Annotated in this window: 11 protein-coding genes; 4 read left to right on the plus strand and 7 right to left on the minus strand. The window is 65.6% G+C overall.

Annotation, left to right across the window (positions count from 1 at the left end):
• Positions 1-30: 30 nt before the first annotated feature.
• Positions 31-2,847: a molybdopterin oxidoreductase family protein gene (locus PVW46_RS05665; protein ID WP_069210476.1), complete on the minus strand. Its 2,817-nt coding sequence runs from the start codon at positions 2,845-2,847 to the stop codon at positions 31-33.
• A 230-nt stretch (positions 2,848-3,077) separates the two neighbouring features.
• Here PVW46_RS05665 and PVW46_RS05670 point away from each other — a divergent pair, with 230 nt between their 5' ends.
• Positions 3,078-3,929, plus strand: a complete 852-nt coding sequence (locus PVW46_RS05670; RefSeq protein WP_069210475.1) for a phosphate acyltransferase — start codon at positions 3,078-3,080, stop codon at positions 3,927-3,929.
• A 4-nt stretch (positions 3,930-3,933) separates the two neighbouring features.
• On the opposite strand, the gene PVW46_RS05675 is transcribed toward PVW46_RS05670, so the two are convergent.
• The 5 genes from PVW46_RS05675 to PVW46_RS05695 all read right to left on the minus strand — a co-directional run bounded on the left by PVW46_RS05675 (position 3,934) and on the right by PVW46_RS05695 (position 9,965).
• The gene (locus PVW46_RS05675) at positions 3,934-5,088 is read right to left on the minus strand and encodes an acetate/propionate family kinase (protein WP_338020521.1); all 1,155 of its coding nucleotides are present in this window, start codon (positions 5,086-5,088) and stop codon (positions 3,934-3,936) included.
• Positions 5,085-6,878, minus strand: a complete 1,794-nt coding sequence (gene xsc, locus PVW46_RS05680; protein ID WP_069210473.1) for a sulfoacetaldehyde acetyltransferase — start codon at positions 6,876-6,878, stop codon at positions 5,085-5,087. The genes PVW46_RS05675 and xsc overlap by 4 nt, the downstream gene beginning before the upstream one ends.
• Positions 6,879-7,133: 255 nt before the next feature.
• The gene (locus PVW46_RS05685) at positions 7,134-7,712 is read right to left on the minus strand and encodes a hypothetical protein (RefSeq protein WP_139022576.1); all 579 of its coding nucleotides are present in this window, start codon (positions 7,710-7,712) and stop codon (positions 7,134-7,136) included.
• 136 nt (positions 7,713-7,848) lie between these two features.
• The gene (locus tag PVW46_RS05690) at positions 7,849-8,685 is read right to left on the minus strand and encodes an SHOCT domain-containing protein (protein ID WP_069210472.1); all 837 of its coding nucleotides are present in this window, start codon (positions 8,683-8,685) and stop codon (positions 7,849-7,851) included.
• Between the two features lie 89 nt (positions 8,686-8,774).
• Entirely contained in the window at positions 8,775-9,965 is a 1,191-nt protein-coding gene (locus PVW46_RS05695; RefSeq protein ID WP_069210471.1) for a glycosyltransferase family 4 protein, read from the minus strand.
• A 202-nt stretch (positions 9,966-10,167) separates the two neighbouring features.
• On the opposite strand from PVW46_RS05695, the gene PVW46_RS05700 reads away from it, so the two are divergent.
• From PVW46_RS05700 to PVW46_RS05710, 3 genes are read left to right on the plus strand one after another with little or no spacing between them, the layout of a single operon-like run.
• Entirely contained in the window at positions 10,168-11,571 is a 1,404-nt protein-coding gene (locus PVW46_RS05700; RefSeq protein ID WP_069210470.1) for a hypothetical protein, read from the plus strand.
• 11 nt (positions 11,572-11,582) lie between these two features.
• The gene (locus tag PVW46_RS05705; RefSeq protein WP_069210469.1) at positions 11,583-12,869 is read left to right on the plus strand and encodes a glycosyltransferase; all 1,287 of its coding nucleotides are present in this window, start codon (positions 11,583-11,585) and stop codon (positions 12,867-12,869) included.
• Positions 12,866-13,375, plus strand: coding sequence for a GNAT family N-acetyltransferase (locus PVW46_RS05710; RefSeq protein WP_069210468.1), 510 nt, complete (start codon positions 12,866-12,868; stop codon positions 13,373-13,375). Before PVW46_RS05705 ends, PVW46_RS05710 begins: the two co-directional genes overlap by 4 nt.
• A 10-nt stretch (positions 13,376-13,385) precedes the next feature.
• Here PVW46_RS05710 and PVW46_RS05715 read toward each other — a convergent pair whose 3' ends face one another.
• Positions 13,386-13,877 (minus strand): serine O-acetyltransferase, encoded by a 492-nt coding sequence (locus tag PVW46_RS05715; RefSeq protein ID WP_069210467.1) that lies wholly within the window; start codon positions 13,875-13,877, stop codon positions 13,386-13,388.
• Positions 13,878-13,977 lie beyond the last annotated feature (100 nt).

The following is a 13,977-nucleotide window of genomic DNA, read 5'->3' on the forward strand; positions in this document are numbered from 1 at the left end:
CCCCGAGGTATTTTTGAAACCAAAGAAGCATCAGGTCTTGCTCTGCCAGGTCAGTTGGTCCGGCCCTTGGCCGACAGGAGAGGCGACCGCGTCGAAGGCGGGCCGGCTTTCTTCGGGGGGAGCCTCGGCCTTTTCGAGGCGCACGCGCAGGTCGAACCATGCGGCCTGGCCCGTGACCGGATCGGAGTTGGACCAGCGCAGCCCGTCGCCCTTGGGGGGCAGCAGCTCGTGGATCAGGTGGTTGAGCAGGAAGCCTTTCGTCGCCTCGGGAGCGCCGGGTTTCAGCGCCCAGGCCCCCTTTCGCTTGCCGATGGCGTTCCAGGTCCAGATCGTGTTCGGGTTGAGCGCGGCCATTTCCATCACCGGAACGATGATTTCCCCGTGCGGCGAGGTGATCCGCGCCCAGTCGCCATCCTGCAGCCTGTGTTCCTGCATCAGCCGGGAGGGCAGGTACATCGGATTGTGCCCGTGCACCTGCCGCAGCCACGCGTTCTGGCTGCCCCAGCTGTGGTACATGGCCATCGGGCGCTGGGTCAGGGCATGGACCGGGTATGTGTCGGGACTGCCCGCGTCGGGCGCGTACCAGAGCGGCAGGGGGGTGAGTTTGCCCTTGATCTGGTCGCGCAGGTGGTCCGGCGGCTGCTGGTCGCCGTGGCCTTCGGCAGCGCGCTGGAAGCGGCGCAGGGGTTCGACGTAGAGCTGGAAGAGGTAGGGCGCGGCTGTATCGCAGAGCCCGGTCGTGACCGACCAGTCCTGGTAGGCACGGTTCCAGGGTTTGAAATACTGCGCCTCTTCGGGGATGTGCAGCGTACAGAAGCCGCCGTTGGCGATGTAGCTGTCGATCTGCGCGGCGTTGGGGCTGCCGCGCCCGTGGGTCAGCCCGGTGTCGGACATGCGCCAGCCCGCCAGCGGGCCGACGCCCGGGCGCCGCTCGTGGTTCTGGATGTAATCCGCGTAGTCGGCGTATGTCGGGGCGCCGTCCTCGTCGATCATGCCCGGCAAGCCCAGCCGCGCGCCGAGGTCCAGCAGCACCGATTGAAAGCCGCGCACGTCCCGGTCCGGCTCCACCACCGGCCAGCGGATGGCATCCGCCGCGGCCTCCGGTTCCGAGATCGGGCGGTCGAGCAGCGAGATGCAGTCGTGCCGTTCCAGGTAAGTCGTGTCGGGCAGGATCAGGTCGGCATAGGCGACCATCTCGGATGAGTATGCATCCGAGTAGATGATGTGCGGGATCTTGTAGTCGCCGTTTTCATCCGTGTCGGTCAGCATCTCCATGACACCGGCGGTGTTCATCGAGGAGTTCCACGCCATGTTCGCCATGTAGAGGAACAGCGTGTCGATCCGGTAGGGATCGCCTGCGTGGGCGTTGGAGATCACCATGTGCATCAGCCCATGCGCCGACAGCGGGTTTTCCCAGGTAAAAGCCTTGTCGATCCTCAGCGGCAAACCGTCATCCGACAGCGCCAGGTCCTCCGGCCCCTTCGGATAGCCGAGGTGGGGGCCGTTCAGCGGCTGGCCGGGCCTGGCCCGTGCGTGCGGGCGCGGGTGGGCCTCTGCGGGTTTTGGGTAGGGCGGTTTGAACCGCATCCCGCCGGGGGTCTCCACCGCACCCAGAAGGATTTGCAGGATGTGCAGGGCGCGGCAGGTCTGGAAGCCGTTGGCATGGGCCGAGATGCCGCGCATGGCGTGGATCGCCACCGGGCGGCCCACCATGCGGTCATGCCTGTCGCCCCGGAAATCCGTCCAGGGCCGGTCGATCACCACCGGATCGTCGAAGGCCGCGCGGGCCAGTTCGGCGGCCAGCGCGCGGATACGCTCGGGGGTCAGGCCACAGCGGTCGGCCACCGCTTCGGGCGCATATTGCGGATCGAGGTAGTGTTCCGCGATGTGGTGCATGACCGAGGTATGGGTGACCCCCGCGCGCCGGGCATGGCCGGTCAGGTCCGGCATGATGCCGGGCGTGTCCCAGGCCACCTGTTTGCCGGTGGCGCGGTCGATCACTTGTGGCTTGCCGTCCGCGTCGCGCAGGAACAGGCCGTGATCGGGCGATTTCGGGTCGCAGTCCAGCAGGACCGGCGCATTGGTGAACCGCGCCAGGTAATCGAGGTCGATCCGCCCGGCCTTGAGCAAGCAATGCACCAGTGAGAGGATCAAGAACCCGTCGGTGCCGGGCGTGATCCCGATCCAGTCGTCGGCGACGGCGTTGTAGCCCGAGCGGATCGGGTTCACCCCGATGACCTTGGCGCCGCGTTTCTTGAGCCGGCCAATCCCCATCTTGATCGGGTTGCTGTCGTGGTCTTCGGCCACGCCGAACAGCAGGAAAAGCTTGGCATGCTCCCAATCGGGTGCGCCGAACTCCCAGAAGGCGCCGCCCATAGTGTAGATGCCTGCCGTCGCCATGTTGACGGAACAGAAACCGCCATGCGCGGCGAAATTGGGCGTGCCATAGGCCTGCGCCCACCAGCCGGTAAAGCTCTGGCTCTGGTCGCGCCCGGTGAAGAAGGCCAGCTTTTCGGGCGCGGTTTCGCGCAGGGGTTTCAACCAGCCGACCGCGGTGTCCAGCGCCTCGTCCCAGCTGATTTCCTCGAACCGGCCCGAGCCACGCGGGCCGACGCGCTTCAGCGGCGCGCGCAGGCGGGAAGGCGCGTTGTGCTGCATGATCCCGGCGCTACCCTTGGCACAGAGCACACCCTTGTTGACCGGGTGATCGCGGTTGCCTTCGATATAGGCAACCTTGCCGTCCTTCATGTGCACGTTGATGCCGCAGCGGCAGGCGCACATGTAGCAGGTGGTCTTGCGGACTTCGTCCGAGACCCTCGGCGATGTCTCAACCCGAGGCTGTGCCATGTCCCCTCCCTCTGACGCCGTCTGACGGGCGCGCAAGTTGATGCATCATTCGTATATCAATTCTGCCGCTCCGCAAGCACGCGCAACCGGGTTCTATATTTTCTCGCCTAAGCGGATGATTTTCCCGAAATCCGCCGCCTGCCAAGGCCTGCATTCCCTCCGAGACGCGTTGATCTTTGCCCTTGCCGCACGCCAAACTCACCAAGGCAAACGGGCGGAGGACAACCGGCATGACATTCCTGGAACGGGCCTTTGACCGGGCGCGGGCGCGGCGGGCGCGTGTCGTCTTTCCCGAGCTCGAGGAACCGCGCGTGGCAGCGGCCTGTGGCAGGCTGCGCGCCGAGGGGCTAGCGGACCCCATCGGCCTGATCCCGACGGGTGACGCCATGATCGCCACGCTGGTCGAGGCGCGCGGCATGAAGGAAAGCCTGGCCCGTCGAATGCTGGACCGCCCACTGTACCGCGCCGCCGCGATGGTCGCCGCCGGTGAGGCCGAGGCGATGGTGGCGGGCGCCGATGCGCCGACGCGGCGGGTGATCGAGGCGGCCTCGATCGCCATCGGCCTGGCCGAGGGCGTCAGCCTGCCGTCTTCCTTCTTTGCCATGCTGATGCCGGACGGGCGTACCCTGATCTTTGCCGATTGCGCGGTGAACCTGTCGACGGATGCCGAAGGGCTGGCCGCCATCGCACGGGCGTCCGAACGCACCGCACAGGCGCTTCTGGGAGAGGCGCGGGTGGCGCTCTTGTCCTTTTCCACCGGCGCAAGCGGCGCGGGTGACAGCGTGGACAAGGTGCGTGCGGCGGCAGAGTTGACGGGGTTCGCGGGGCCGGTGCAGGCGGATGCGGCGCTGAACCCCGGGATCGCAACGAAGAAGGGCATGGGGACAGGGGATGCCAACGTGCTGGTCTTTCCCGATCTCGACTCTGGCAACATCGGGTACAAGCTGGTGCAGGAACTGGCGGGCGCGCAGGCGCTGGGGCCGATCCTGCAGGGCTTTCGCAAACCGGTCTGCGACCTGTCGCGCGGCGCCACGGCAGAGGACATCGTGGCGGCTACGGCGGTGACCCTGGCGCTGGACTGACCCGTCATGCCTGCACCAGGTCCAGCGCCGCGCGCGCGATGACCCGTTCCTCTTCGGCGGGCAGCACCCAGGCGGTGACGGCTGACCCATCGCCATGCAGGCGCGGGGCGTTGCGCGCGTTCTTGTCCGCCTCATAGCAAACCCCCGCCCAGCCCAGACCGTCGAGGATCTCGGCCCGGATCCGTGCGGAATTCTCGCCGATGCCGCCGGTAAAGACGACGGCGTCCAGCCCCTGCATCGCCGCGATCAGGCTGCCGCCGTGGCGCCGCGCCCAGTAGGTGAAATGCGCGATGGCAAAGGCGGCGTCGGAGGCATCGCTTTCCTCCAGCGCCCGCATGTCCGAGATCCCTCCCGACAGTCCCGCCAGCCCGGCCCGGTTGTTCAGCAGGTCGCGCGCGCCCTCCACCCCGCGTTCCCCGGCCAGCCGCAGGACGGCGTTCGGGTCGATGCTGCCGGACCGCGTGCCCATCGTCAGCCCATCGGTGGGGGAATAGCCCATCGTCGTTGCCACACTGCGCCCGCGCAGGATCGCACAGGCCGAGGCACCGTTGCCCAGGTGAAAGGCCAGCACATGTTCCGGCAGGACGCCGGCCAGCGCCTCCAGCCGCGTGACGATCCCCGCGTAGCTGAGACCGTGGAACCCGTAGCGCCGGATACCGGCCTCGGCACAGTCGGGAGGCAACGCATAGCGCTGCGCAACCTCGGGGCAGTTGGCGTGAAAGCCGGTGTCGAAACAGGCCACCTGCGGCAGGTCGGGTGCCTGCGCGGCCAGGGCCTCTATCGCCGCCAGGTTATGCGGGTTGTGCAGCGGCGCCAGCGGTGCGCAACGGGCAATCTCTGCGCGCACCTCGGGGGTGACCAGCAAGGGGTCGGCCAGGTTCGGCCCGCCATGCACGACGCGGTGCCCGGTCACCCGCAAAGAGGTCAGCGCAACGCCCTGCGCCTCCAGCGCGTCCAGCACCACCGACAAAGCGGCGCCGTGATCCGGCGCCGTCACCGGCTGGCGCAGGACGCCCATGCGCAGCACCGCCTGCTGGCCGATCCCGTCCACACCGCCGCGCAGCACCTCGTGCAGCACGGCGTCGAAGACCACGCATTTGATCGAGGAGGACCCGACGTTCAGGACAAGAACGTCCCCTCTCGCCGGGTCACCCATCATTCCGCCGCTTTGGCCGGGGTCTGCGGGCGCATGTCGGCGGGGTCGATTCCGGCCACCACCACCGGTTTCTTCATCGCGTCGCGGCGGAAGGGCTCGCCCAGTTCCTGGTTGATCATCGCCTCGATCAGCGTGGTCACACCGTTTTCCATCTGGTCGGTGATCGCCTGGTTCAGCGCGGCGGTCAGCTCGTCCATCGTGCGGGCGATGACGCCCTTCAGACCGCAGGCCGAGGCGATGCCGGCATAGCTGACGCCCTCGTCCAGTTCGGTGCCGACGAAATTGTCGTCGTACCACAGGGTCGAGTTCCGCTTTTCCGCGCCCCACTGATAGTTGCGGAACACGACCTGCGTGATCGCCGGCCATTCGCCGCGCCCTATGGCCGTCAACTCGGTGACCGAGATGCCAAAGGCGCCATCGCCCGCAAAACCCACCACAGGCACGTCCGGGCAGCCGATCTTGGCGCCGATGATCGAGGGCAGGCCATAGCCGCAGGGGCCGAACAGCCCCGGCGCAAGGTACTTCCGCCCCTCGTCGAAGGACGGGTAGGCATTGCCGATGGCGCAGTTGTTGCCGATGTCGGACGAGATGATCGCCTCGCGCGGGAGCGCGCTCTGGATCGCGCGCCAGGCCATGCGGGGGCTCATCCAGTCGGGTTTGTCGTCGCGGGCGCGCTGGTTCCAACTGGTGCCCGGATCGTCGTCCTCGTGGGTCATCTCGGTCAGTTGCTGCGCCCAGCGCGATTTCGTCTCAGCGATCTTGGCCCGGCGCGCCTCGCGGCCTTCGTCACCCGCCGTATCGGCCAGCTTGTCCAGAATGCCGCGCGCCACCTTGGCCGCATCGCCGATGATGCCCACGCTGACCTTCTTGGTCAGGCCGATGCGGTCGGGGTTGATGTCGACCTGGATCACCTTGGCGTCCTTGGGCCAATAGTCCATGCCATAGCCCGGCAGAGTCGAGAACGGGTTCAGCCGGGTGCCCAGCGCCAGCACCACGTCCGCCTCCTTGATCAGTTCCATCCCTGCCTTGGAGCCATTGTAGCCCAGCGGACCAGCGAACAGCGGGTGCCCACCCGGGAAGGCGTCATTGTGCTGGTAGCCGACGCAGACGGGCGCCTCCAGCCGCTCGGCCAGCGCCATCGAGGCGGCGATACCGCCCTCGGACAGCACGACGCCCGCACCGTTCAGGATCACCGGGTTCCTGGCTTCCGACAGCAACGCGGCGGCGGCGGCGACCGAGTTTTCGCCCCCCGAGGAGCGTTCAAAGAGGATCGGCTCGGGGATCTCGATGTCGACGACCTGCGTCCAGTAGTCACGCGGCACGTTGATCTGCGCCGGCGCGCTGGCGAGCTTGGCCTTGGCGATGACGCGGGTCAGCACCTCGGCGATGCGGGAGGGATCACGGACCTCTTCCTGGTAGGCGACCATGTCCTCGAACAGTTTCATCTGTTCGACTTCCTGGAACCCGCCTTGCCCGATGGTCTTGTTCGCGGCCTGCGGCGTGACCAGCAACAGCGGCGTATGGTTCCAGTAGGCGGTTTTCACGGCGGTGACGAAATTGGTGATGCCCGGCCCGTTCTGGGCGATCATCATGCTCATCTTGCCCGAGGCGCGGGTATAGCCATCGGCCATGAACCCGCCCGAGCCTTCGTGCGCGCAGTCCCAGAACATGATGCCCGCCTTGGGGAACAGGTCCGAGATCGGCATGAAGGCCGAGCCGATGATCCCGAAGGCATGTTCGATCCCGTGACGCTGAAGCACCTTCACGAAGGCTTCTTCGGTGGTCATTTTCATAAGCCGCGCTCCCAAGGCAAAGGCGCCGGCAGAAGGCGCCGGCGGTTGAGGGGCAATCTACTGGCGGGATGGAGCGCCGGATAGGGCCAGTTAGATGGGCGGTTTAAGACCAGAATGCACTGACTGTGGGGGGTAATACGAGGTCCGTGATGGATGTGCCGGCAACGACCGAATTGCGGACGCAATGGACGTTTAAAGAACTCCTCGTAAAGACTGCTTTCAGGAGCGCATTCGCTGTCGACAAAGCCTTGGTCTTTATTTTACCGCGTTCGACCAATATGCTTCTACTGCGGACAAACAAGCGGCGTCAGACCAGCATGTCTGACTGTTCAGATTTTGCGCTTGTAGAACTGCTTCAGTTGCCGCGATTGCATCGTCGTCTACTGAGACACTGATAAAGAGTTGCACGCCTTCGACTGTTACAGCCTCTCCAAGCGAGGTCACTGTACCTCGCGGTGCTCCGGGGAAAATGGGTTCTCCCAATTTACCTAATCGCTTGCGGAGTGTTCGAATTCTACGCTCAAGGACAACTCGTTCAATCTTGAGCGCATCTGTACAAGCAAGAACGTCATTGTAGCTACGGCCTGAGATGACAAGACGAACCGTTCCCACGTCGCCACCGGCCACGATCTCGCTTTGACTCGGGTTAATGGCAACGTTCGGTTCGAAATCCAAGTGCCTTGCCAAAAGGAAAACGAATGGAGAATTCAAAGCCGACATATTGGAACAGATGACGTCAATCGACTCAGCGCGGCTCTCGTGTGCAGCAAAAAAAGTCAAAAAAGCCACAACCAATCGGAAGGCTAACGCTTGGAACATCGCGATGATCAACATGTTGGGTGCGTTTCTGCCAGCTTCATAGCATTTGAAAGCTGGCCCCACTATCCATAGGCGGTATGATAACCTTCATTCGCTGCAGGTGCTAGGTCTTGGAGGTTTGGGCTCGAACCGGACTTCGCGGCACCTTTCCTCACAACCGCGACAGCAACTCCGCCTTCTTCGCGGCAAATTCGTCCTCGCTGAGGATGCCCATGTCGCGCAGACTGCCCAGCTTTTCCAGCGCGGCAAAGATCTGGTCGGAATCGCCGCCCTGCTGAACCGGCGCAGGGGCCGGATCGGGCTGGGAAACAGGCTCTGGCTGGTAGACCGGCTCTGGCTGCATGGGCGCCGGCTCGGGCTGGACAAAGGACGGCTCGGGCGCGGAGCCCGCCCCCGAAACCACCGGAAGCTGGTTCAGGTAGACCGTCCCGTACTGGCTGGTGAAGGTCCAGCTGGCATCGCCCGACTGCTGCTGCCCGACGCCGCCGATCAGGTGGTCGCCGGTGTCATAGACCGTCACCTGCCCGTTCAGGTTCACCGCCAGCCGCCGCGACTGCGGAAAGATCGCGTAGCTGAGGTTGTTCTGCGAGCCCTGCGACGAGGGTTGGCCCAGGTCCGACGGCCACCAGGAGCCGAAACTGCCGCCCGAGAATGTCATCGAGGCACCGCCCTGCTGCTGGCCCTGCCAGCTGCCCTGCGGCTGCGGCGCGGGCTGGTAGAAGGCGCCCTGATAGTAGGCATTGGCGATCTCGCCGCAGAGATTGTTCACCGTGTTCTGCAACCCGGTGTTGAACATGTCACCGACCATCGTCATGCCGCCGGACTGCCATTGGCCCATGCCGCCCAGCTCCGGCACGTTGAACTGCGCCTGCATCCCGCCGCCACGGCTGACCGCATCCATCATCGACAGGACGGCGTCGGGACTTAGCCCATAGGCCTGCGAAAGGCGGGATTGCACGGCCAAACCGTGATCTGTGAGGGGGGACATGATGTGCTCCGGCCGCATCGGGCTTTGGGAAAGACTCGGGGTGTGAGGTAGCACATGCCGCGCCGCAGCACCAGCGGCGGCCCAGAGTGTCAGGCGCTCCGGGCCGCGCGGGCATCGCGTTTGCGCGCCACCGCCTCGTGCAACAGCGTCGCGGTCCGACGCCCCCAGGCATCCCAGTTGAGCCGCGCCTCGTACTCGGCCCGCGCCGCGCGGCTGAGCCGGGCATAGCTGTCGGGCGCATCCAGATAGGACAGGATGTTGCCCGCGAAATCCGCGGCCTCTGCCCCCGGCGGCAAGGCATGGCCGGTGATCCCGTCGCGAACCGGCACGCCCCCGACCCGAAGGCAGAGGGCTGGCAGGCCGTGGGCTGCGGCCTCGCAAAAGGCAAACCCGTAGGATTCAAAGGACGGCATGACCATGAAATGTGCCTCTGCCAGCGCGCGGTCAAAGATCGCCTGTTCCTCGGGCACCGCCTTGTTCAGCTGCGGGTGCACGGTAACGAAATGGTTGAAATTGTTCTCTGGCGGGACGCAGCCAATCACGGTCAGTTGCGCGTCCACACCCGCATCCCGCAGCGCCATCATCGTGTCAAAGGCCACCGGCCCACCCTTGGCCGACCAGTCACGCCCGATCACCAGCAGGCGCACGGGCTCTCCCCGGCGCAGGCTGCGTGGGGCGGGCGGCGGCGGGTCAGCTATATTGCCGCCCCAGGGCACCAGGCGGCTGCGGTCCGGCGCGATGCCATAGCGGGTTTCCACTGCCTTCTGCAGCCATTCCGACGGCCACAGCAGAAGGTCGGCCCGCGCCAGCGCCTCGCGCTCCTGCCGTTCGACCCAGTCATCCAGGAAGCGGCCCAGCTTGAAGACCCGTTCATGCGCCTGCCCGACCTCGGATTCGCGGTAGACCGTCTGCGTCGCGTCCGAGGTGAAGGCCGCGACCATGTCCGAAGGCACTCGCACCCCCGCCAGCGCGTGCAGTGCATAGGCCCCGAAGAGCACGTCATAGCCCCCCCGACGCAGCTCCGCCTCGATCGGGCGCGCGATCACATGGCGCAAGGCATAATGTGTGCGCCAGCGCGCGCGCAGGTTCACCCGTTCCGGCATGGCATGGATCAGGCGGCGCAGGGGTTCTGCCCCCGCCCAGGTCTGCGGCAACACCGTGACTTCACCCGCATGGGTCCGCAACGCATCGAAAATACGCGCATTTCCGCCGGAATACAGGTTCCGGTCCAATGGGGACATATCGCACAGGTAGGCGATGCGGAGGGTGTCGCGGGCCATGAGCTCCTTCCTGGCGCGGGCGTTGACAAGACAATGATAGAAGAAACTGGCGTTTTTACGACCGTTCCGCGCCAATTTGGGTACAGGGCCCGAATTGTGTCGGATTTCACTGTTTTGCTGCATTGCAGCCGCGACTTTGCCCCAGCCCACCGCTAGGTCACAATGAGACCCAGCGCATCCCGCGCCCAAACGCAAAGCGACCATGCCCAACCAGATCGCCTTCCTTGCACTGGCGGCAAGCCCGATCTTCGTAGCCGTGATGATGTCACGGCTGCGCCTCGATCGTGCGATCATCTGGTCGCTGATGCTGTGTTACCTGTTCCTGCCGGAACCGCCCGCGGTCTTCGACTTTCCGATGATGCCGCCCCTGGACAAGCACAATATCCCGGCGTTGATGGCTTTTGCCCTGACCCTGTGGCGCAAGGACACGGGCGGCCCCCTGTTGCCGCAGTCGGGTCTTGGCAAGGTGCTTTTGCTGACCTTCGTCTTCTCGCCCGTGATGACGGTGCTCAACAACGGAGAGCCGATCTATTTCGGCATCATCGGCCTGCCCGCGCTGGGGCTCAAGGATGCGGCGGCACTGGTGCTGGAACAATTCCTGATGGTGCTGCCCTTCCTTCTGGGCCGCCAGCACCTGGCCTCTGGCGGGGCGATGCGGGAACTCTTGCGCGCGCTGGTCGTGGGTGGGCTGATCTACACGCCGCTGATGCTGCTGGAAATGCGCGTCTCGCCCCAGCTCAACAACTGGGTCTATGGCTATTTCCAACATTTCTTTGCCCAGACCATCCGCTTTGGCGGCTATCGCCCCATCGTGTTCCTCTACCACGGCATCTGGGTCGCCTTCTTCCTGATGACCTCTGTCGTCTCGGCCTGGGCGCTGTGGCGCTGGCACGAGGGCGCGGGAAAGATCAAGGCGCTGGCCGTTGCGGGCTACCTGACCCTGGTTCTGGTCATGGCCAAGTCGCTGGGGGCACTGATATTCATGGTTCTGCTGGTGCCGCTTGTGGTCCTGCTGGCGCCTCGGACGCAACTGCGCATCGCGCTGCTGATCGGCGCGGTCGCCCTGGCCTACCCGATCCTGAAGGGCGCCGACCTGGTGCCGCAGGAACAGATGCTGGCCCAGGCGGAAAAGATCGACCCGGACCGGGCCGGATCGCTGCGCTTCCGTTTCCAGAACGAGGACACGCTGCTGGAACGCGCCTATATAAAGCCGGTCTTCGGCTGGGGCAGCTGGGGGCGCAATCACATCCTGGATCCATTCAGCGGCGCCATCCTGACCGTGACCGACGGGTTCTGGATCGTCTCGATCGGCACCTATGGCTGGGTCGGGTTCCTGGCGCAATTCGGCCTGTTGCTCTGGCCACTGGTGCTGATCTGGCGCGCGATGTCCAGGCAGCGTGCGGATGCCGTATCCCCCTTTGTCGGGCCGCTCTCGCTGATGCTGGCGATCAACGTGGCCGACATGATCCCCAATGCAACGCTCACGCCGCTGACCTGGCTGATCGCCGGCGCGCTGACCGGCTACGCCGAGCGCCTGCGTGAAGCCACCCCAAGGCGGCACCAGGCCGCCAGCGCCGCCCCCCTGCGGCGCCGCACGGCGATTTAGAAAGGTCCAAGATGCCCCAAAGACCCCGCGTCCTGCTGGTCGCCGACGAATGCAACCCGGAATGGCCGTCGCTGCCCATCGTCGGCTACAAGTACGCGCTGGAGATCGGAAAGCTGGCGGATGTGACCGTGGCCACCCATGTCCGCAACCGCGAGAACATCGAGAAGGACGGGCCGCCCGTGCCCGTGGTCTATATCGACAACGAGTGGATCGCCTCTCCCATGTACCAGCTGGCCAGGCTGATCCGCGGCGGCGAAGAGGTCGGCTGGTCGACCTCGATGATCTTCAACTACCTGCCTTACCTCGCCTTCGAACGGGGCGTCTGGAAACACTTCCGCGATGACCTGAAGGCCGGACGTTTCGACATCGTGCACCGCATCACGCCGATGTCGCCCACCCTGCCCAGCTGGCTGGCGCACAAGGTGCGACAGCCTTTCGTGATCGGGCCCCTGAACGGCAACCTCGACTGGCCGCGCGCCTTCGCCGCCGAACAGGCGCGCGAAAAGGAGGGCCTGCGCAAGCTTCGGAATTTCTACAAGTACCTGCCCTACGCGCGCAGCACCTACGACGATGCCGCCGCCGTGCTCTGCGCCTTTTCCCATACCCGTGCCGACCTGCCCCGGGTCGAGGATGCGCGCATCGTCTCCTTCCCCGAGATCGGCTTTGACCCTGCCATCTTTCACGCCAAAGGCGCCGCGCCTGCGGGCAGCCGTGGTGACGGGCGGCTGGACTTTCTCTATGCGGGCCGCCTTGTTCCCTACAAGCTGCCCGAACTGCCGATCCGCGCCTTTGCCGCCTCCGAAGCGCTGCGCCGCCATCATTTGCATATCGTCGGTGACGGGCCGGAACGCGCGAGGATGGAGGCGCTGATTGCCGAACACGGGCTGCAGGACTGCATCACGATGCATGGCCGCAAGAGCCAGGGAGAGGTGGCCGAGATGATGCGCCAGTCCGACGCCTTCGTCTTCCCCTCGATCCGAGAGCTGGGTGCAGGTGTGGTGATCGAGGCGATGGCTTGCGGCTGCCAGGTGATCGTGGCGAATTACGGCGCCCCCGGCGACCTGGCCGATCATGGCCGGGGCGCCCGAGTCGAAATGGGCAGCTTCGACCGCATGGTCGAGGGATTCCGCCTGGAAATGGAAGCCTGCGCCGAGGTGCCGGGCAACATGGCCGTCACCGCAGCCCGCGCGAAATCCTACGCCGACGGCTATTTCCCCTGGGCGATGAAGGGCGAAAAGACCATCGACGTCTACTGCGCCCTGCTCGACGGGCGCCCGCTCGACGGGCTGGGCTATTGACCGGGTTCGCCACCGAGCGGCTGCGTGTCACGCCCTGGGAGGCGGCGCTCGACGATCCCGCCAGCCGCCCGGCACTTGAAAAACGCCTCGCCCAGATCCTCACGCCACCCGTCCTGCGGCCTCTGCCGCCTTCGGTTCAATTGGACGAGACAGAAGGGCAGATCGCCAACTGGATCGCCGCGCGCCGTGCCGTGTCGGACGTCTGGCTGGTCGAAACCGACGGGACCCTGATCGGCCTGCTCATGCTGTTTTCCGATCCCGAAGGCGACGAGGACTGCACGCACCTTGGCTATCTCTTCGCCGAAGAGGCCTGGGGCAAAGGCTATGCAACCGAACTGGTACAGGGCCTCGCGGCACATCTCGACGGAACCGCCCGGATCACGCTTCTCGCCGGCGTCGACCGTGCCAACCCAGCCTCCGCCCGCGTGTTGGAAAAATCCGGCTTTCGGCCCGATCCCGAGACGACCAGCGCCGACACCCTGCGCTTTCGCCGTTCGCCCCCCTGACCTCGTCCGCTCAATCCGGCCCGGAGATCACCTTTGCCGGAACCCCCGCCACGGTTGCCCCGGCGGGCACATCCCGTGTTACCACCGCGTTGGCACCGATCACCGCGTGATCGCCCACGGTCAGCGGCCCGATCAGCTTGGCCCCCGCACCCACGTCGACGTGCCCCCCCAGAACCACCGGCCCCGCCAGCGTCACCTGGTGAAAGATCATGCAGTTCACGCCGATCCGCGCCTCCGGGTGCACGATGATCCCCGTCGGATGGGTCAGGCGCAGCCCGCCGCCGATCTCGGTCGTCAGGTGCAGCTCGCTCTGGCACAGCAGCGACCAGAACCAGTGGTTGAGCACCCAGTATCGCGCCACCACCCGTCCCAGCGGGCCGCGTCCGCGCCAGGCCTGGTAACGGCGGACCGCGCGGATCATCTTCTTGCCCGGTTCCCAGAACCGCTCGATCCGCTCACGCGACCAGTCCGGCACCTGGGCCGAGATCAGATTTTCCGCCATTCCGGTATCCAACACCCGCGATCCGCCATATTCCTGCCCTGAAATGCGGTATCCTAAGGAGTATGGCAACACTCTGACCGCAGAGTGCGCAAAACCCGGA

This window comes from Mameliella sp. AT18, assembly GCF_028807275.1.
Classification (GTDB): domain Bacteria; phylum Pseudomonadota; class Alphaproteobacteria; order Rhodobacterales; family Rhodobacteraceae; genus Antarctobacter; species Antarctobacter albus.